Source organism: Buchananella sp. 103232, assembly GCF_058725725.1.
Genome location: NZ_JBZXJM010000015.1, coordinates 22,249 through 41,493, shown reverse-complemented (window position 1 = coordinate 41,493; position 19,245 = coordinate 22,249). Strand labels below are relative to the sequence as shown.

Below are 19,245 nucleotides of genomic sequence, written 5' to 3'. Positions count from 1 at the left end.
GGCCTACCCGAGCCGGTAACCCCTCAACCGGTGCACCAAACCCACAAGAGCTGCACCAAACCCGCAAAAGGTCGACAAACCCCACAACCGGTTGCGCAACGCCGCCCGCCCCGGGGTCGGTCGGACCGGGGGACGAGACGAGGCGCCAGGGACCGTGAAACCTTCCGGCATGGCGGGGTCGGTCGGGCCAGGGAGGGGGACGAGAGCGACAGGGCGGGACGCCCGGAGGAACGTCGTCCATACCGGTTCCCCATGGCCACGCGATGGAGAAACAGCCGCCATACATGGTGAGCGCTGGAGTAGGTCGGCACTGGGGTGGGAGAAGACCGCCCGAACGGGCACGGTGTAGGGGCGGCAAGTGGAACGTCAGGCGCCGAGCGGGCGAGGTGTAGGGGCGGCGGGTGGAGCGTCGGACAACTGGGCGCGTGCGCTGGAGGGCTAGTCAATCTCGCGTTGCGGGCCGGCTGGTTTGCAGGCCGACGGGCTTGCGGGCCGAGCGCCGGGAGCCAAACGCCAAACGCCAAACGCCAAACGCCAAGAGCCGAACGGGCGGGGCGGGAACTCCCCCGCCCCGCCCGCTCAGCGGCGCCGTGTAGCAGTTTCCTACTTGCAGACCTTCCCGTCCTCGGGCACCTTGCCCTCGATGAGGAACGCGTCCACGGTGTCGGCCACGCAGGGCTTGTCCTCGCCGTAGGCGCCGTGCCCAAAGCCGTCGTAGGTGAGCAGCACGCCGGATTCCAGCTGGTCGGCCAGGGACACGGACCACTCGTACGGGGTGGCCGGGTCGCCCTTGCCACCGATCACCAGGATCGGCTTGGCCCCGGCGGCACGCACCTTGCCGAGCTTGCCGGTGGCCTCGAGCGGCCAGGCGGAGCGATCGGCGTCGGAGTAGAGGAAGTACTCGCCGACGGTCGGGGCAGCAGCCAGGATCTCGTCAGCCTGCTTTTCCCACACGGCGGTGTCGCTGGTCCCCACCGGGTAGTCCATGGCGGAGATGACGGGGAAGGCGTCGTCAGAGTTGGTCGGGTAGGAGCCGTCGGAGTCGCGCTCGTTGAGCAGGTCCAGTAGCACCAGCAGGCTGGAGCCGTCGTTCTTCTCTATCGCTGCCCGCATGCCTTCGGTGAGCATCGGCCAGATGTCGGTCATGTACATGGAGCCGAGCACCACGGATACCAGCATGCCGCCGGTGAGCGGGCGCTCCTTGTCTGCGGTGGGCAGCGGGTTGGTGACCGTCTTGTCGAAGAAGGCCTTGAGTTGACGGGCGCCCTCATCGACGCTGCCCTTGAACGGGCAGTCACTGTCCTCCTGGCACACGCGAATGTATTCGCGCACTGACATTTCGAAGCCCTTGGCCTGCCCCACCGCCAGTTCGGCGGAGGACAAGGCCGGGTCCACTGCGGCGTCCAGCACCAGGCGCCCGGCGTTGGCGGGGAACATCTCCGCGTAGCGGGCCCCCAGGTGGGTGCCATAGGAGTAGCCCAGGTAGTAGAGCTCGGCGTCGTTGAGCGCGTCGCGCAGAATGTCGACGTCGCTCGCGGTGGACACCGTGTTGATGTTCTTGAGCAGCTCGACGTCGGTGTTCTCCATGCAGAGGTCCGCGAATTCCTTGCCGGAGGCCGCGATCTCGTCCCAGGCTTCCTTGCCGCGCACGAACGGGGCGGTGGCCGCGTTGTCCTCGTCGATCTGCTCGAAGGTGCGGCACTTGATCGGGGCGGAGCGGTGGACGCCGCGCGGGTCGAATCCCACGATGTCGTATGCGTCTGCCAGGTCGGTGGTGAAGGAGTAGTCCAGTGCGCCTTCAATGTTGTGGGTGCCGGAGCCGCCCGGCCCACCGAAGTTCACCAGCAAAGAACCAATCGGGTCCTCGGCCTTGTGTCGCTTGAGGGCGATCTCGATGGTCTCCCCGTCCGGCTTGCTGTAGTCCAGCGGGACCTCGACGGTACCGCACGCCCAGTTGCCGCCCGCGCCGTCCTCGCACTCTTCCCACTGGATTTCCTGGCCGTAGAACTGCTCCAGGCCCGTGGGGGCTGCCGGCATGTCGGCCGGGCGCGGGTTGGCGGCGAAGCGCAGCTCTTCGCCCGGTTCGGTGGTCTGGTCCGCGTCCGGGCTCTTGCTGGCGTCTCCGGAGGGGGCGGTCTTGCCTGGCTGCTCCCCGGCGGAGGCGGCGTCGAACGTGGCCAGCTTGTACCCGGCCACGCCCACGGAGGTGGCGCCCAATAGGGCACTTACCACGGCCAGCGTCAGTAGGACATTTGGTTTCTTTGCATTCACGCCCTACAGATTACGGCCCGCGTGTAGGGCAGGCATGACCCTTGAGGATGAATGTGGACGACGTCTCTCCCGCCCTTCTTCCCACTCTAGGCCAGTTGCGCTAGCGGCCGCAGATTCACGGCCATCGCCTCCACCGCGAGCTGTGGCGCAACGTTGGCGGCGATGCGCTGGCGCGCCTGGTTGACCGCGTCGATGCGGAAGAGTGTGCGGCGCGGGTCGCTCTCTTGGGCCAGCTGCCGGACGAGGTCGGCCAGGTCGGCGTTGACCAGTTCCACGCCGGCCCCTACCTGGGCGCAGTAGACGTCGCGGTAGAGGCTGAGCAGGTCCACCAGCACCCGGTCCAGGGTGTCGCGCTGCATTCGGGTCTGGCGGCGTTTCTGGTCCTCCTCCAGTTGACGCACCTGGGCGCGCACGGCCGGGGTGAGGCGTCCACCCTCCTCCGCGCCCAGGGTGCGCAGCAGCTCGGCCTTCTCCGCCTGGTTGCGCTCCTCAGCGCGTTCCTTAGCCTGGTTCGTGGCGAGTTCCACCAGTTCGTTGGCCGCCACCACGCAGTCGGCCACGTTCCGCACCGTCGCCGGCCCGGTCACTAGGCGACGCCGCTGTTCACGTGCCTCCGGGTCGCGCGCCAGGTGGCGGGCCATACCGACATGGCACTGCGCGGCTCTAGCCGCCACGGCGGCCACCTCGGGGTCCACGCCGTCCCTTTGCACCAGTAGGGCGGCAACGTCGTCCACCGGGGGCACCCGCAGGGACAGGCCGCGGCAGCGAGAGCGGATGGTGGTAATCACGTCCAGCGGGGAGGGGGCGCACAGTATCCACACGGTGCGGGCGGGGGGCTCCTCGATCGCCTTGAGCAGCACGTTGGAGGTGGACTCCATCATGCGGTCGGCGTCCTCAACGATGATGACCCGCCACTTGCCCGCCGCCGGGGAGCGCTGCGCCAGCGCCACCAGGGAACGCACCTCCGCAATCGAGATCGTCACCTTCTCGGTCGCCACCACCGTCACGTCCGGGTGCTTGCCTTGCATGGAGGTGGTGCAGGCGTGGCAGCTGCCGCAGCCTGCGGGCTGCTGGTCGCACTGTAGGGCCGCCGCGAACGCGCGCGCCGCCACCGAACGCCCCGAGCCGGGCGGGCCCGTGATGAGCCAAGCGTGGGTCATGGAGCGCTGGTCGGCCACGGCACGCGAAAGCACCTCAATTGCCGGCTGCTGCCCAACCAGGGAATCCCACACGCTCATGGAATCACCCTATCCCGAGGCGCCAACATCTAGTCCCTCCGTCTGCGGGCGGTGGGGGCTCGACGGGTTGGGGTAGCGGTGGATGCGCTGCCAGTGCCTCCGTCCGCGGGCGGTGGGGGCCGACGGGAATCCGGCTCCACGGCGCAGATACCGCCCTCTGCCCTGGCGCCAGGCGCAAGACGGCAGGGCCAGGCAGCAGGAGCGGGGTAAGGGTGAGCCGGCACCAGGCCGCCCGCACAGTGCAGCGGGCGGCAGAGACTTTGCCGGGACCGAGACTCCCCCGCCCCAACCGGGGATATCCACAAAGAGAGAAGGGGTCCGGCGAAATTTGCTCAAACATGCTATAGGCACGCACAATCACTCGCGTTGTGTTGGCGTCCCTAATTAGCGCAAGGAATGCAGCAAGATGTCAAAGTTGAAGATGGCGGGGTACGCGATCCTCGGCCTGCTCACACTCGGGGCGTTCGCGGATAGTTTTGGCCTCGGACTGGCCTTTAGTGGGCTCGTTATTGGCATCACCAGCATCTGGCACGCGGTGGCCAAGAAGTCCTTCCTGACTCCCGTGGTGGGCGGGCTAAAGCGGCCGGCTCTATCTGCGGGCCTGGTGGGCCTCGCCATGATCATCGCAGGCGGCTTTCTCGCTCCTCCCACTGCCACGCAGGCCGCTTCTGGTGAGGCGACAGCCGCGCCCCCGCCCCCTTCACCTACGCAGACCCCGAGCGCCACGCTTAGCCCCAAGCCCTCACCCACCCCCACCCCTACGCCCACTCCCACCAAGCGGGCGGCATTGCTCGATTCGTCGGGCCAGCCGGAAACCGCCTTGAACGTGCTCGCCAAGCTGCGGATAAAGGGACGGGCACAGGCAAACGATTACGACCGCAATCTCTTTGGGCAACGCTGGCTGGACACGGACCGGAATGGCTGCGACACGCGAAATGACATTCTGCGCCGCGACCTCTCTGACCTTGTGATCAAGCCCGGCACCAATGACTGTGTGGCGGAGAGCGGCACGCTATTCGACCCCTTCACCGGGCAAAAGATCGCCTTTGTGCGCGGGGAGGACACCTCCGAGGCCGTGCAGATCGACCACGTGGTCGCGCTTTCCGACGCCTGGCAAAAGGGTGCACGCCAGTGGGATGACGCCCTGCGCGCCGAATTCGCTAACGATCCGCTCAACCTCCTCGCGGTCGACGGGCCTTCCAACCAGCAAAAGGGGGACGGTGACGCCGCCACCTGGCTGCCACCGAACAAGCCCTTCCGCTGCCAGTACGTGGCGCGTCAGGTGGCGGTCAAGTACAAGTACGACCTTTGGATGACCGCTGCCGAGCGCGATGCGATCGCCGCTATCCTGCAGGGCTGCCCGGAGCAGCGAATCCCGCTCGATGCCGACCGCGCCTGGGACCCCAGCGTCATGCCCACCCCGACTCCTACCCCGGAGGAGGTGGCGGTGCCCAACGACGGTGGCGGCGCAGCACCCGAAGAGCAGGGCGGCAATCCCGATTGGGGCAGCCACGAGCAGCCTGCAGAGCCCGAGCCAGTTTACGAGGAGGCCGCTCCGGAGCCGGCACCGGTGCAGGAGGACGTCTACTTCCGAAACTGCAGCGAAGCCAAGGCCGCCGGAGCCGCTCCGTTGTACCGCGGCGAACCCGGCTACCGCCCGAAGCTGGACCGCGACGGAGACGGCGTGGCCTGCGAGCGCTGACAGCGCGGGATGACGGCGCCCCATAAGGGCGCGCCATGACTCGAACCGAACGGTGGGGCGGACTGGATTACCAGTCCGCCCCACCTGCTTCATCTTGACGTACCCGGTTTCATCCTGACGCAGCGACCTGCACGCCCCGACCAGCGACCCGCCGGCCGCCTACGCGAGCAGCTGCTGCACCCGCGCCCAGATCTGCTGCTCCAGCTCCACCACGCCGGCGCGGGCATCCAGCACCAGGTAGCGCTGCGGGGCCTGCGCCGCCAGGGCCAGGTAGCCCGCGCGCACCCGCTCGTGAAACTGAGCCGTTTCACGCTCCAGGCGGTCCTCGGCGCCCCGCCCTTCGTTGCGTCGCCGCGCCGCAGCCTCCTCCACCGGCAGGTCCAGCAGCACGGTCAGGTGCGGGGCCAGGCCGGCGGTGGCCCAGTGGGACAGCGCCGCCACCTCGTCACCGCCCAGCTGGCGCGCCGCCCCCTGGTAGGCGATGGAGGAGTCCCAGTAACGGTCCGTGATCACAGCGGCGCCGCGCTCCAGGGCCGGTCGAATCAGCTCATCGACGTGCTGGGCACGCGAGGCGGCGTAGAGCAGCGCCTCCGCGCGCGCACCCATGTCGTCGCCGTGCAGCAGCAGGTTGCGGATGGCCTCCCCCAGCGGGGTGCCGCCCGGTTCGCGGGAGGTGACTACCTCACGCCCGGCCTCCTCTAGGCGCTGCGCCAGTGCGCGCACCTGCGTGGTCTTGCCGCTGCCGTCGCCTCCCTCGAAGGCCACGAACAACCCGCTGGCGGGCACGACGGGAACGGGGGCAAACGGCGTGTGCATGAGTCAACCCTAGCGCCCACCGGCCTGCGGCCCGACTAACCGCCCGCGCCGGTGCACCCAAGCAGACCTCCCGCCCACACCGAACAACTCAGCCCGCGCCGGCCTCCTCCTCGGCCGCGCCGGCCGACAACTCAGCCCCACGCCGAGCGCCTCCGCCGCCAGGCGACGCCTCCTACTTGGCCGCCGTGCTCTTGGTAGCTGCGCTCTTGGCCGACGCCGCCTTCGCAGCGGGCTTCTTCGCCGCCGTCTTGGTCGTCGTCTTCTTTGCGGTCGTCTTCTTGGCGGGGGCCTTCTTGGCCGGGCCCTTTTCCCGCTTGATCTGCAGCAGTTCGAAGGCACGCTCCTGCGTCAGCTCCGCCGGGTCCTCCCCGCGCGGCACGGTGACATTGGTGGTGCCGTCGGTGATGTAGGGCCCAAAGCGGCCCTCCTTGACGGTGACCTTCTTGCCGCTGACCGGGTCCTCGCCGAACTCGCGTAGCGGCGGCTTGGCGGCCCCGCGCACCCCGCGCGTCTTGGGCTGGGCGTAGATGGCGCTGGCCTGCTCCAGGGTGATGGTGAACATCTCCTCTTCGGTGGCCAGCGAGCGCGAGTCCGTGCCCTTCTTCAGGTAGGGCCCAAAGCGACCGTTCTGCGCAGTGATCTCCACGCCGTCGGTGTCCACGCCCACCACGCGCGGCAGCGACAGCAGTTTGAGTGCGTCGTCCAGCGTGACGGTGGCCAGGTCCATGCTCTTGAGCAGGGAGGCGGTGCGCGGCTTGGCGGCCGCCTTCCTGCGGGCGCCCGTCTTGGTGGCGCCGGTGGCCGACGCTGCCTCCTTAGCCGCCCCCTCCGCTTGGCCTTCCTCCGGTAGGACCTCGGTGACGTAGGGGCCGTAGCGGCCGTCCTTGGCGATGATGACGTGGCCGGTGACGGGGTCGATGCCGAGCTCGCGGCCGTCGTCGCTGGCCCGCTCGAAGAGCTCGGCCACCTTCTGGGCGGTGAGCTCGTCGGGGGCGACGTCGCTGGGCAGCGGGGCGCGGCGGCCCTCGGCGTCCTCTAGGTAGGGGCCGTAGCGGCCCACGCGCACGTTCACGCCGCCGCCCACCTCAATGGAGTTCACGGCGCGCGCGTCGATGTCCCCCAGGGACTCCACGGCGGTGCGCAGCCCAACGGCCCGCAGCCCCTCGCCCTCGCCCGAGCCAAAGAAGAAGCGGCGCAGCCAGGCCACGCGCTCGGCGTCACCGGCGGCGATCCGGTCCAGGTCGCTCTCCATGGAGGCGGTGAAGTCGTAGTCCACCAGCTCCGCCAGGTTGTCCTCCAGCAGGCGCACCACGGAGAAAGCCAGCCACGTGGGCACCAGCGCCTGCCCGCGCCGCTCCACGTAGCCACGGTCGGTGATCACGGAGATGGTGGCGGCGTAGGTGGAGGGGCGGCCGATCCCGTTGGCCTCCATGGCCTTGACCAGGCTGGCCTCGGTGTAGCGCGGCGGCGCGGAGGTCTGGTGGCCCTTCTGGTGTGCACCGGCAACGTCCAGCTCCTGGCCGGCAGCGAGCTCCGGCAGGCGCTCCTCGTCGGCCTCCTTGTAGCGTTCGGCGTCCCGGCCCTCCTCGTAGGCGGCCAGGAAGCCGCGCTGGGTGATGACCGTGCCGGCAGCACTCAGCTTCAACTGGCGCCCCGCCCCGGCCGCGTCGGTGCCGGGCGCGGTCAGCTCCACCGTGGAGGTGAAGCCCTTGGCGTCCACCATCTGGGAGGCAATGGTGCGCTTCCAGATCAGCTCGTAGAGCGCGAACTCGCTGGCATTCAGCTGCCCCCGCACCTCGTTGGGTGTGCGGAAGTTGTTGCCCGCCGGGCGGATCGCCTCGTGCGCCTCCTGCGCGCCCTTCGCCTTGGTGGCGTACACGCGCGGCGAGGCCGGAATGCTCTGCTCGCCGTACAGCTCCACGGCCTGGGCGCGCGCCGCCCGCAGTGCCTCCCCGGACAGGGCCGTGGAGTCGGTACGCATGTAGGTGATGTAACCGTTCTCGTACAGGGACTGGGCCGTGCGCATCGCGTCGCGCGAGCTCATGCGCAGCTTGCGGGAGGCCTCCTGCTGCAGCGTGGAGGTAGTAAAGGGGGCGGCCGGGCGGCGCGTGTAGGGCTTGGAGGCAACGTCGGCCACCAGCGCGCTCGCCCCACCAAGGGAGGCGGCCAGGGCGGCAGCGTCGGCCTCCCCGAGCGCAAACACGCCGGCCTTCTGGGCGGCGCTCTTCAACTGGCCGTCGTCCCCGAAATCGCGACCGGTGGCAACGTTCACGCCGTCCACGCTCACCAGGCGGGCGGCAAAGACCTCCCCGGCGGCGGTGGCCAGGTCTGCGGTGACGGAGTGATAGCCGGCCGGGACGAACGCCATGCGCTCACGCTCGCGCTCCACCACCAGGCGGGTGGCCACGGACTGCACGCGCCCGGCGCTCAGGCCGGTGCGCACCTTGCGCCACAGCAGCGGGGAGACCTCGAAGCCGACCAGGCGGTCCAGGATTCGGCGCGTCTCCTGCGCGTCCACCAGGTGCAGGTTCACCTCGCGCGTGTTGTCCAGCGCGTTGGTGATGGCCTCCTTGGTGATCTCGTGGAACACCATGCGCCGCACCGGCACCTTGGGCTTGAGCACCTCCAGTAGGTGCCAGGCGATCGCCTCTCCCTCGCGGTCCTCATCAGTGGCCAGGTAGAGCGCCTCGGCGTCCTTCAGGTAGCGCTTGAGCTCCGCCACCTTCTTCTTCTTGTCCGCGTCCACCACGTAGTAGGGCTCGAAGTCGTTGTCCACGTCCACGGCGAACTTGGCGTAGCCGGACTTCTTCAGGGTCTCGGGCAGGTCGCGGGGCTGCGGCAGGTCACGGATGTGACCGATCGAGGCCTCCACCACGTAGTCATCACCCAGGAACGCGCCGATGCGCTTGGCCTTGGCGGGCGACTCCACGATGACGAGCTTCATACCTACACCTGTTTCCTGATTTGGAGGGCTTCTTTTCTGAGGGTACACGGCGCGCCCGGCTGGCTTGCCACCGCAGCGCGCTTGTGGAGCGGCCTTCGGGGTGGACGACGTTGCCGCTAGGCCGGCAGCACCAGCAGGCCGTCCCGCCCACGGCAGACCTCGGCGCGCTACAAGCGCTCGTCCGGGTTCGGGTCACTGCGCGGGTCAGCCAGCAGAGTCGTCTTGCCGGGAGAGTCGATGGCAACCATTAGGACTGTCGCATTTGGCGCATAGTGGATGGCCACACCGTTAGCCAAATCCCACTGGACTCTTTCTATTTCCAACGGGCTCCCCTCAACAAAAGGAGTCCCATACAATCGCGTTAATTCACCTATCAGCGAATAACTCAGCTCCAGAACGGCTTGACCGTGACTTTGCTCATCCTCAGGGGAAACGCGAGTGGTCAGCTGGAACACAGCCGACCAAACCTCGTCGTATATCACTGTAAAAGCTGCATCGCGTTTTGTACTATTACCTAGCCCAGTGTAATAGAAACATGGCTTTTCAAGATCTTCCACCCAGCCCAAATCCGCGCAGATGGCCCGCCCCTGTTCCGGCGTGAGCGGCCAGGACGCGTCCGCCCACGCCCTAACCGTAGCCACACACCGCTCTAAGGACATTGCCTCGAACTCGCCCATTGGCGCTCACCTCCACACAACAGCAACTAACGCACTCGCCGCGCGGACATGGATCAAATGTCGACGCGGCGCAGCAACTCGTCGGGTGGCAGCTGATCGCGCTCGATGTAGTCCCTAAACACCTTCGCGGCCTGCTCACCCGTGAAGACCTCCTCCGGGTGCAGGCGCACCACGAACGGCTCCTCACCCCCGTTATCCCACGAGATCGTGGTCCACGCCTCCGGATCCCGCACAGGCTCCCGCGCCACCACATAATGCTCGAACGACTTATTCGGGTGCGTCACCCGCACCTCCACCGTCATCGCAGCAGTAGAACCACCGCACTGCATATAATTGCCGTGATGATACGAATTCTTAGGAACATCATCCGGCTCCACACCATCCGGCCCAGCCCACGCAATCAAGGAGAACACATACTTACCATCCAGAAGCCTAGGGGAGGTAAGTGAGCGCTCAAAATCGTCAGCAAAGGTCTTTGGCGTATCCTGAGGACTGTACGTACTGCTAGCCCCGTCCTCACCAATATAGATTGTCTCAAATCGCTTCAATGACCCACCCAATCTCGACTACCCGACAAAGACATAGCAGCGACTAGCACGCATGACTACCAGCGCACTACAAACGCTCGTCCGGGTTCGGGTCAGTGCGGGGATCAGCCAACAGGGCTGTCCAGGCCGGGGAGTCGAGAGTAACGATCAGAACCCGGGAACTTATCGCGTAATGGATAGACACCCCACTAACCAGCTTCCACTCAACTCTTTCCATGCCCGAACTTGTTACTTCACGGAGAGGGTTCCCGTACAGTTGCGTCAATGCATTGGCCAGCGCGTTGCTTAGCTCCAGCACTGTCTTGCCGTTGCTTTTCTCTTCATCTGGGTCAACGCGAGTGGTCAGCTGGAACAAAAGCGACCAAATACCACCATCGCGGACGGAAAAGTACGCATCACGTTTTGACCTATCGCCGAGCCCGACGTAAAAGAACGTAGGCTTTTCCAGATCCTCCACCCAACCCAAATCCGAGCAGATAGCCCGCCCCTGTTCCGGCGTGAGCGGCCAGGGAGCTTCCGCCCACGCCCTAACCGTAGCCACACACCGCTCTAAAGACATCGCCTCAAACTCGCCCATTGGCACTCACCTCCACACAACAGCACTCACGCGCCTGCCACGCCGGCATGGCTCAAATGTCGACGCGGCGCAGCAACTCGTCGGGTGGCAGCTGATCGCGCTCGATGTAGTCCCTAAACACCTTCGCGGCCTGCTCACCCGTGAAGACCTCCTCCGGGTGCAGACGCACCACGAACGGCTCCTCACCCCCGTTATCCCACGAAATCGTGGTCCACGCCTCCGGATCCCGCACAGGCTCCCGCGCCACCACATAATGCTCGAACGACTTATTCGGGTGCGTCACCCGCACCTCCACCGTCAAAGCCTCGGTAGAACCACCGCACTGCATGTAATTACCCCGATGATACGAATTCTTACGCGCATCATCCGGCTCCACACCATCCGGCCCAGCCCATGCAATCAAGGAGAACACATACCTACCATCCAGAAGCCTAGGGGAGGTAAGTGAGCGCTCAAAACCGTCAGCAAAGGTCTTTGGCGTATCCTGAGGACTGTACGTACTGCTAGCTCCGTCCTCGCCAACATATATTTTCTCAAATCGCTTCACTGCCCCACCCAATCTCGACTACCCGACTAAGACATAGTAGCGACTAGCGCACCTTGACGTACGCAGGACTACCAGCGCACTACAATCGCTCGTCCGGGTTCGGGTCACTGCGCGGGTCAGCCAGCAGAGCCCGCCTGGCGGGAGAGTCGATGAAGACCATTAAAACCGTCGTATTTGGCGCATAGTGGATGGCCACACCGTTAGCCAAATCCCACTGGACTCTTTCTATTTCCAACGGGCTCCCCTCAACAAAAGGAGTCCCATACAATCGCGTCAACTCACCTATCAGCGAATAACTCAGCTCCAGAACGGTTTGACCGTGACTTTGCTCATCCTCCGGGGAAACACGAGTGGTCAGCTGGAACAGAACCGACCAAACACCACCGTCCCGGACGGTAAGGGACGCGTCCCGCTTCCAACTATCACCCAGTCCGGTGAAATAGAATTTCTCCTTTTCTGGATCCATCATCCAGCCAAGTTCCGAGCAAATAGCCCGCCCCTGTTCCGGCGTAAGCGGCCAGGGCGCGTCCGCCCACGCCCTAACCGTAGCCACACACCGCTCTAAGGACATTGCCTCGAACTCGCCCATTGGCACTCACCTCCACACAACGGCACTCACGCGCCTGCCACGCCGGGCGGACATGGATTAAATGTAGACGCGGCGCAGCAACTCTTGGGGTGGGAGCTGGTCGCGCTCGATGTAGTCTCTAAACACCTTCGCGGCCTGCTCGCCGGTGAAGACCTCCTCCGGGTGCAGTCGCCAGATGCAAAGCTCTGGGCTGCCGTTGTCCCAGGTGATTGTGGTCCACACATTCGGGTCGCGTACGGGTTCGCGCGCCACCACGTAGTGCTCGAACGATCTATCCGGATGCGTCACGCGCACCTCAACAGTCATCGCGGCATTGGAGCCTGCGCACTGCATGTAGTTATCGCGATGATATGAATTCTTACGTACCTCATCCGGTTCCATATCATCAGGTCCAGCCCAGACAAGCATTGCGAAGATTCGTTTGCCGTTAAAGTGTCGCGACTTAAGGTCTAGCTCGAAATCGTCAGCAAATGACCTTGGCGTGTACTGGGGACTGTATGAGCCAATGGTGCCCTCCTCGCCGGTGTAAACTGCTTCAAAATGTTTCATAATCCCTTCACCTGTTCAAGGAATACGCCGATGATATCTATCTGGCGCCCATCTTTTAGTGTTACGCGGGCTGGATTGTCTGGTGTGACCAGGCTGTCGAATAGTTTCTGTTCTGGCCGTTTTCGAGCATTGCCACTCTTTACTTCGAGGCCGATCCAGGTCCCGTCATCGAGTCGCATTATCCGGTCGTAATACCGTCTGTTGGGTGCGCCGTCCACCCTGGCCATCTTCTTATAATCGATGATCTCAACTACTTGCTTTCCGCGCTCGGCCATCCTGTCAATGAACTGCTTCGCACCGATCGCTTCAGTTTCTGCGTATCTCTTTGCCCCCTGGTGTCCCTTGACGAAGCGGCCTTTACCATCCTTTAGTTTTCCAGTACCCGTCGCAGACTTCAGCTCGCCCGGCTTTACCTTCCGTCCGAGATTCTTGTTCCACTGCCGCACCTGCCCGGCAGCGTTGTTCAGCGAATTGGAGGTGCCCTTCAGAGTGTTCTTCCCGGCAGCATAGACCTTGCTCGCGCCCGTGTTTACCGCCTTGACGGCCCCACGCCCAAAGGTCAAGAACGCGCCCTTCAGCCCACCAGCAGCTTTGAGTGCCCCACCAAAACCCTTCAGGGCCTTCAGTGATGCGGCAGCCCCGCGCAGGCCGCCCAGGCCGATGCAGCCCAGGGCAGCAAAGCCCACGGACCATAGGGCCTCGCGCCAAGTCTTCTCCCCACCCAAGGCCAGGCCGATGTTGGCTAGTGCAGCCACGATCCCAGCGATCCCAGCGATAACCGCTAGTGCCTGCCCCAGCACGGGCACCCAGCACAAGACCAGGGCCAAGATGCCCGCAATATTGGCCACCCATTCAGCGATGGCGGCGATCCAGCCCAGGACCTTAGCGCCATAGTCCTCCCACCAGCCATCATTGCGCCCATCGGTGGCAGTAACCCCCTGGATGGCATCAATAGCGCTCTGCGCGGCCCGGTCGCGCTCCTGAACAGCGCTTTCAGCTATCTGGACCTGGCTATCAATCCTCTCCTGCGCCGCTACCGCCTCAGCCCCAGCGTTTTGGGCCAGGTTGGTGTAACGCACCCACTGGTCATGCCCAAAGCCGCCCTCATCACCAGACGGGAACTCTTCCACGCTGTTTGGGCACGCGCGGCGCTACAGGCACGGGAGTCTTGGGAGCTCATCTGACGTAGAGAATGGAAAGGCCTCGTCGTCTAGGTCGCGTCCCCCTAGGACTTACTGACGGCTAAGACGCGTGTCAGAACGTGTCAGCGGGAGAATCAAATTCAGCACAGCGTTCCTGGGAGAGTGCGTCGCCTCGCCCGATGCTCAGGCCGGCAGCAACAGCAGCCCGTCTTCTGTCAGCGTGCGCAGCAGCCCCAGCACCTCGCCCGCCACGTCGGCGGCGGGGACCTCCAAGAGCTGGGCCACGGCGGCGATGATCGCGCCGACCGGGAGCTCGCCGTCGCAGGCCCCCACCACGGCGCTCTGGGCGGTGGTCAGCACCACCTTGCGGGCCAGCCCACCGCCCTGGCTCAGGCGCACCAGCTGCGGGTCGGCCGCGCCGGGGGTGTAGTAGCGCTCCTCCACCACGTCCGGAGATAGGCGCAGGGGCAGGGCGGCAAGAGAGGCGTCGTCCAACTGGGCAAGTGCGGCGCGGGCGCGCAAGGTGAGCAGAACGTGTGCTGCGGGGTCGGGGGCGCCCAGCCCGGGGGCATCCTCGATCCGCCGCCACGTCCTGTTGGTGGCGCGGGCGGGCCGGTGCAAAATCACCTGGCCAAAGCCGATCGCGTCCACGCCGCGCCGGTCGAAGTCGGCCAGCCAGCGCTCGTAGCTGGCCTCGTAGGCGGCGCGGTCGGTGCGCGGGTCCAGGCCGCCGTCGCGCAGCCACATCTCCACGTACTGGGCCGGGTCCAGCACCTCGCGCTGGATGACCCACGCGCTGACGCCCTTAGGCAGCCAGCTCTCCACGCGCTCGCTCCACTCCTGCCCCGCGTGGTGTTCCCAGTTCGCCAGCAGCTGCGCCACCCCGCCCGGGGCCAGGTGGGCCGGCAGGCCCGCCAGGAGACGCGAGACCAGCACGTCCCCACCCAGGCCGCCGTCACGGTACTCCATCAACGGCAGATCCAGGTTCTGGGGTGTGATCACGAAGGGCGGGTTGGACACGATCAGGTCAAACTCCCGCCCGGCCAGTGGCTCCAGCAGGGACCCCAAGGCCGTCTGGATTGGCGCGGGGCGGGAGGTGGCGGCGGCGCGGGGAGCGGCGGGATCACGGGGGTTGGCGGCAGCGTCGTCCACGTGGCCCTGCACCGCGCAGACCGCTTCATCCAGCGCGACGTTAAAGCGGGCAAAGCGCAGTGCGCGCTCGGAGATGTCGGTGGCCAGCACGCCGTCCGCCCGGTGCGCCGCAGCAAGCGCCTGGATGCCGGAACCGGTTCCCACGTCCGCCACCGCGCCGTGCCGCCCTCCCGCCACGGCCTCACGGATGGTCCACGCCGCCAATGTGGACGACGCTCCGCCCACGCCCAGCACGTGATCTGCCCCCAAGGCGCGCCCGCTGGCCAGCTCGGTGAGGTCTGAGGCCACCCAGTAGTCGCGGGTGTGCAGGTGGTGCGGGGCGACGCAGCAGGTGGCCCGGTATGCGGCCGGCCGCGCCGATTCCGCCGATTGAGACGCCAGCAGACCGAGTTCGAGCGCGCCGGCCAGCGTGGTGCGCGGCAAAGCTAGGGCCACTTCCTGCGCGCTGAGCTGGTCTCCCAACACGAAGAGGCGGGTCAGTAGGGCCAGGGCGTGGGCGGGCGAGCCGGCCTCCACCGCCCGGGCCGCCATGAGGAGCGCGGTGCGCTGCTCGCGCGCCAAGGCCGCCATTTCCCGCGCCCCCAGGTACCGCTCGCAGCCGCTCACCGTCCAGCCTGCGGCAACGAAGTCGGCCGCCAGGTGCCCCACCCACGGGGAGAGCGGCGCCGGCGGTGGCACGCTCGCGCTCCGGGCGACCGGGCTGGGGGACGGGGCGGGCGGAACGTCGGCGGAGGCAGGCTTTGCGTGCATGGCGACAGAATAATTTGCCTCCCTCGCATGGGCGCCCGGTAGATTGGCCGGGTGCAAGAAGAGCCCAGCCCCCTGCTGGCGCTGCACGGCGCGGTGCAGCACTACTCGTGGGGTTCGCCCAGCGCCATCCCTGCCTTCCTTGATCTGGAAGCCGACGGCAAGCCGTACGCCGAGGTCTGGTACGGCACGCACTCTCGCGGCGCCACCCGGCTAGAGACCGGGCGCACCCTGGCCGCGCACATCCTCACCACCACCCGCACCAGCCTGGGCGAGGCGGTGCAAAACCAGTTCGGTCCCCGCCTGCCCTACCTGCTCAAGCTCATCGCCCCGGCCGCGCCACTCAGCCTGCAGGTGCACCCCTCCCGCGAGCGTGCCGCCCAGGGCTACGCGGAGGAGGACGAGCGCGGCGTGCCCCGCACCGACCCCAAGCGCTCCTACCACGACCGCAACCACAAGCCCGAGATGCTGCTGGCTCTGGAGCACTTCGAGGCCCTGGCTGGTTTCCGGGCGCCGCGCCGCGCCGCCGAGCTCCTGGCCGGGCTTGGCCACCCGCTGGCGGCCAAGCTGCGCGGGATCGTGCGCTCCAGGCCCGGCAGCACCGGGCCGCGGGAGGCCTTCGCCTACCTGATCCAACCCGAGACGCGACCCAGTAAGCAGGCCGTGGACAGCTTTGCGCGGGCCGTGGCCAGGCGCCTGGCGGCGGGGAAGTCCCCCTCCGAGCGCACCGACCGCATCGTTGCCCGCCTGGCGCAGGCCTACCCCGGCGACCCGGGCGTGGTGGCCGCGATGCTGCTCAACCCCGTCACCCTGCAGCCGGGCGAGGCACTGTACGTCCCGGCCGGGGCCGTGCACGCCTACCTGAGCGGCTTCGGGGTGGAGATCATGGCGGACTCCGACAACGTGCTGCGCGCGGGGCTAACCAACAAGCACGTGGACGTCACCGAGATGCTGGCCTGCGTGGAGTCCACAGCCGCTCCGCCAGTGCGCATCGCGCCGGAGAGCGCCGGGCAGCGCACCCGCACCTACTACGCGCCGGTGGACGACTTCGAGCTGTGCGTCACCCCCGGCGGCGAGGAGACTCGCGTGCCGGGCGGCGGCCCCCGCATTCTGCTATGCACCGAGGGGGAGGTGAAGGTGCGCGTGCGGCCCTCTGCCGCCTTCGTGGCCGCCCAGAACGGGACGAACGGGAACGGGAACGACGCTGCCGCCGAGGTCGAGCCGGCCGACGCCGCCGGTGGCCTGTGCGACTGCGCCCCCTACCCCGACGTTCCCGCCGACCCCCCTGCCGAAACCTGGGGCGAAGACCCTGGGGAGGCCTGGGAGGCCGACGACCCGACACGCCCCTGGACCGAGTTGGAGTTGAAACGAGGACAGGCCGCCTTTGTGGCCGCCAGCTGCGGTCGGGTGCGGGTGAGCGGCCCCGGCACCCTCATTCAGGCCGGCGTTCCGTAGCTAACTACGCGTCCAGGCGGGCTGAGGTGCCACGCTGCACATCGCGTCGCACGACTGGGCAGGCCGAGGCGGGGCGTGCTACGAACGCTCGTCCGGGTTCGGGTCACTGCGCGGGTCAGCCAGCAGAGCCCGCCTGGCGGGAGAGTCGATGAAGACCACTAAAACCGTCGTATTTGGCGCATAGTGGATGGCCACACCGTTAGCCAAATCCCAATGGACTCTTTCTATTTCCAACGGGCTCCCCTCAACAAAAGGAGTCCCATACAATCGCGTCAACTCACCTATCAGCGAATAACTCAGCTCCAGAACGGTTTGACCGTGACTTTGCTCATCCTCTGGGGAAACGCGAGTGGTCAGCTGGAACACAGCCGACCAAACACCACCATCGTGGACGGAAAAGTACGCATCGCGTTTTGACCTATCGCCGAGCCCGACGTAAAAGAACGTAGGCTTTTCCAGATCCTCCACCCAACCCAAATTCGCGCAGATGGCCCGCCCCTGTTCTGGCGTGAGCGGCCAGGACGCTTCCGCCCACGCCCTAACCGTAGCCACACACCGCTCTAAAGACATTGCCTCAAACTCGCCCATCGGCGCTCACCTCCACACAACAGCAACTAACGCACTCGCCACGCCGGCATGGATCAAATGTAGACGCGGCGCAGCAACTCGTCGGGTGGCAGCTGGTCGCGCTCGATGTAGTCCCGAAACACCTTCGCCGCCTGCTCACCCGTGAAGACCTCCTCCGGGTGCAGACGCACCACGAACGGCTCCTCACCCCCGTTATCCCACGAAATCGTGGTCCACGCCCCCGGATCCCGCACAGGCTCCCGCGCCACCACATAATGCTCGAATGACTTATTCGAGTGCGTTACCCGCACCTCAACCGTCATCGCCGCAGTAGAACCACCGCACTGCATGTAATTACCCCGATGATACGAATTCTTACGCACATCATCCGGCTCCACACCATCCGGCCCAGCCCAAGCAATCAAGGAGAACACATACTTACCATCCAGAAGCCTAGGAGAGGTAAGTGAGCGCTCAAAACCGTCAGCAAAGGTCTTTGGCGTATCCTGAGGACTGTACGTACTGCTAGCCCCATCCTCGCCAATATAGATTTTCTCAAATCGTTTCACTGTCCCACCCAATCTCGACTACCCGACTAAGACATAGCAGCGACTAGCACGCATGACTACCAGCGCGCTACAAGCGCTCGTCCGGGTTCGGGTCACTGCGCGGGTCAGCCAACAAAGCTGTATTAGCAGGGGAATCTATGAAAACCAGGAGAACCGTCGTGTTTGCCGCATAGTGGATGGACACGCCATTAGCCAAGTCCCACTGAAACCTTTCCTTCCCCGATTTAGTGAATTCGCGTAACGGGCTCCCATACAATACCGTCAACTCATCAGTCAGCGTACTGGTCAGCTCCAGAACGGTTTGACCGTGGCTTTGGGCACCCTCCGGGGAAACGCGAGTGGTCAGCTGGAACAAAAGCGACCAAACGCCACCGTCCCGGACGGTAACGGACGCGTCCCGCTTCCAACTATCACCCAGTCCGGTGAAATAGAACTTCTCCTTTTCTGGATCCATCATCCAGCCAAGTTCCGAGCAGATGGCCCGCCCCTGTTCGGGCGTAAGCGGCCAGGGAGCTTCCGCCCACGCCCTAACCGTAGCCACACACCGCTCTAAAGACATTGCCTCAAACTCGCCCATCGGCGCTCACCTCCACACAACAGCAACTAACGCACTCGCCGCGCGGACATCGATCAAATGTAGACGCGGCGCAGCAAGTCTTGGGGTGGCAGCTGGTCGCGCTCGATGTAGTCCCGAAACACCTTCGCGGCCTGCTCACCCGTGAAGACCTCCTCCGGGTGCAGACGCACCACGAACGGCTCCTCACCCCCGTTATCCCACGAAATCGTGGTCCACGCCTCCGGATCCCGCACAGGCTCCCGCGCCACCACATAATGCTCGAACGACTTATTCGGGTGCGTCACCCGCACCTCAACCGTCAAAGCCTCGGTAGAACCACCGCACTGCATGTAATTACCCCGATGATACGAATTCTTACGCACATTGTATGGATGCACCTCGTCCGGCCCAGCCCACGCAATCATAGAGAAAATACGCTTACCGTCAAAAAGTCTTGACTTGAGATCCAACTCGAAATCGTCAGCAAACCTCTTCGGGGTATGCTGCGGACTATAAGTTCTGATCACGCCATCTTCGCCGACTGCCACATTCTCAAATCGTTTCACTGTCCCACCCAATCTCGACTACCCGACTAAGAC

At 65.6% G+C, this 19,245-nt stretch carries 18 protein-coding genes; 2 read left to right on the top strand and 16 right to left on the bottom strand.

What is annotated here, in order from left to right; translation table 11 throughout:
* Window positions 1–603 precede the first annotated feature (603 nt).
* Both AC4PWQ_RS02645 and AC4PWQ_RS02640 read right to left on the bottom strand, forming a co-directional pair.
* Window positions 604–2,271 carry an alpha/beta hydrolase gene (locus tag AC4PWQ_RS02645; RefSeq protein ID WP_371151381.1) on the bottom strand — a complete coding sequence of 556 codons (1,668 nt, stop codon included), beginning with the start codon at window positions 2,269–2,271 and terminating at the stop codon, window positions 604–606.
* Window positions 2,272–2,357: 86 nt separating this feature from the next.
* Window positions 2,358–3,509 (bottom strand): DNA polymerase III subunit delta', encoded by a 1,152-nt coding sequence (locus AC4PWQ_RS02640; RefSeq protein ID WP_371151380.1) that lies wholly within the window; start codon window positions 3,507–3,509, stop codon window positions 2,358–2,360.
* 406 nt (window positions 3,510–3,915) lie between these two features.
* On the opposite strand from AC4PWQ_RS02640, the gene AC4PWQ_RS02635 reads away from it, so the two are divergent.
* A complete protein-coding gene (locus AC4PWQ_RS02635) occupies window positions 3,916–5,211 on the top strand; it encodes a GmrSD restriction endonuclease domain-containing protein (protein ID WP_492089706.1) in 1,296 nt (431 codons plus the stop codon).
* A 159-nt stretch (window positions 5,212–5,370) separates the two neighbouring features.
* Here the strand turns inward: AC4PWQ_RS02635 and tmk are convergent, their stop codons facing one another.
* From tmk to AC4PWQ_RS02585, 10 genes are all read right to left on the bottom strand, one after another.
* The gene (gene tmk / locus AC4PWQ_RS02630) at window positions 5,371–6,027 is read right to left on the bottom strand and encodes a dTMP kinase (protein ID WP_492089705.1); all 657 of its coding nucleotides are present in this window, start codon (window positions 6,025–6,027) and stop codon (window positions 5,371–5,373) included.
* 172 nt (window positions 6,028–6,199) lie between these two features.
* Window positions 6,200–8,971: a type I DNA topoisomerase gene (gene topA, locus AC4PWQ_RS02625; RefSeq protein ID WP_492089704.1), complete on the bottom strand. Its 2,772-nt coding sequence runs from the start codon at window positions 8,969–8,971 to the stop codon at window positions 6,200–6,202.
* Between the two features lie 167 nt (window positions 8,972–9,138).
* A complete protein-coding gene (locus AC4PWQ_RS02620) occupies window positions 9,139–9,630 on the bottom strand; it encodes a DUF6301 family protein (protein ID WP_492089711.1) in 492 nt (163 codons plus the stop codon).
* A 71-nt stretch (window positions 9,631–9,701) separates the two neighbouring features.
* The gene (locus AC4PWQ_RS02615) at window positions 9,702–10,196 is read right to left on the bottom strand and encodes an NTP pyrophosphohydrolase (RefSeq protein WP_492089703.1); all 495 of its coding nucleotides are present in this window, start codon (window positions 10,194–10,196) and stop codon (window positions 9,702–9,704) included.
* Between the two features lie 67 nt (window positions 10,197–10,263).
* Window positions 10,264–10,773: a DUF6301 family protein gene (locus AC4PWQ_RS02610; RefSeq protein WP_492089702.1), complete on the bottom strand. Its 510-nt coding sequence runs from the start codon at window positions 10,771–10,773 to the stop codon at window positions 10,264–10,266.
* A gap of 52 nt (window positions 10,774–10,825) precedes the next feature.
* Entirely contained in the window at window positions 10,826–11,320 is a 495-nt protein-coding gene (locus tag AC4PWQ_RS02605) for an NTP pyrophosphohydrolase (protein ID WP_492089701.1), read from the bottom strand.
* 79 nt (window positions 11,321–11,399) lie between these two features.
* Window positions 11,400–11,891 (bottom strand): DUF6301 family protein, encoded by a 492-nt coding sequence (locus AC4PWQ_RS02600; RefSeq protein WP_492089710.1) that lies wholly within the window; start codon window positions 11,889–11,891, stop codon window positions 11,400–11,402.
* A gap of 75 nt (window positions 11,892–11,966) precedes the next feature.
* Window positions 11,967–12,458, bottom strand: coding sequence for an NTP pyrophosphohydrolase (locus AC4PWQ_RS02595; RefSeq protein ID WP_492089700.1), 492 nt, complete (start codon window positions 12,456–12,458; stop codon window positions 11,967–11,969).
* Complete coding sequence (locus AC4PWQ_RS02590) at window positions 12,455–13,588, bottom strand: hypothetical protein (protein ID WP_492089699.1); 1,134 nt, start codon at window positions 13,586–13,588, stop codon at window positions 12,455–12,457. Before AC4PWQ_RS02590 ends, AC4PWQ_RS02595 begins: the two co-directional genes overlap by 4 nt.
* A gap of 195 nt (window positions 13,589–13,783) precedes the next feature.
* The gene (locus tag AC4PWQ_RS02585; protein WP_492089698.1) at window positions 13,784–15,502 is read right to left on the bottom strand and encodes a DUF7059 domain-containing protein; all 1,719 of its coding nucleotides are present in this window, start codon (window positions 15,500–15,502) and stop codon (window positions 13,784–13,786) included.
* A 51-nt stretch (window positions 15,503–15,553) separates the two neighbouring features.
* Here AC4PWQ_RS02585 and manA point away from each other — a divergent pair, with 51 nt between their 5' ends.
* Window positions 15,554–16,954 (top strand): mannose-6-phosphate isomerase, class I, encoded by a 1,401-nt coding sequence (manA, locus tag AC4PWQ_RS02580; RefSeq protein ID WP_492089697.1) that lies wholly within the window; start codon window positions 15,554–15,556, stop codon window positions 16,952–16,954.
* Window positions 16,955–17,032: 78 nt separating this feature from the next.
* On the opposite strand, the gene AC4PWQ_RS02575 is transcribed toward manA, so the two are convergent.
* The 4 genes from AC4PWQ_RS02575 to AC4PWQ_RS02560 all read right to left on the bottom strand — a co-directional run bounded on the left by AC4PWQ_RS02575 (window position 17,033) and on the right by AC4PWQ_RS02560 (window position 19,212).
* Window positions 17,033–17,542, bottom strand: a complete 510-nt coding sequence (locus tag AC4PWQ_RS02575) for a DUF6301 family protein (RefSeq protein ID WP_492089696.1) — start codon at window positions 17,540–17,542, stop codon at window positions 17,033–17,035.
* Window positions 17,543–17,595: 53 nt separating this feature from the next.
* A complete protein-coding gene (locus tag AC4PWQ_RS02570; protein ID WP_492089695.1) occupies window positions 17,596–18,090 on the bottom strand; it encodes an NTP pyrophosphohydrolase in 495 nt (164 codons plus the stop codon).
* 67 nt (window positions 18,091–18,157) lie between these two features.
* Window positions 18,158–18,667 carry a DUF6301 family protein gene (locus AC4PWQ_RS02565; protein ID WP_492089694.1) on the bottom strand — a complete coding sequence of 170 codons (510 nt, stop codon included), beginning with the start codon at window positions 18,665–18,667 and terminating at the stop codon, window positions 18,158–18,160.
* A 53-nt stretch (window positions 18,668–18,720) separates the two neighbouring features.
* Window positions 18,721–19,212 (bottom strand): NTP pyrophosphohydrolase, encoded by a 492-nt coding sequence (locus tag AC4PWQ_RS02560; RefSeq protein ID WP_492089693.1) that lies wholly within the window; start codon window positions 19,210–19,212, stop codon window positions 18,721–18,723.
* Between the last annotated feature and the right edge of the window lie 33 nt (window positions 19,213–19,245).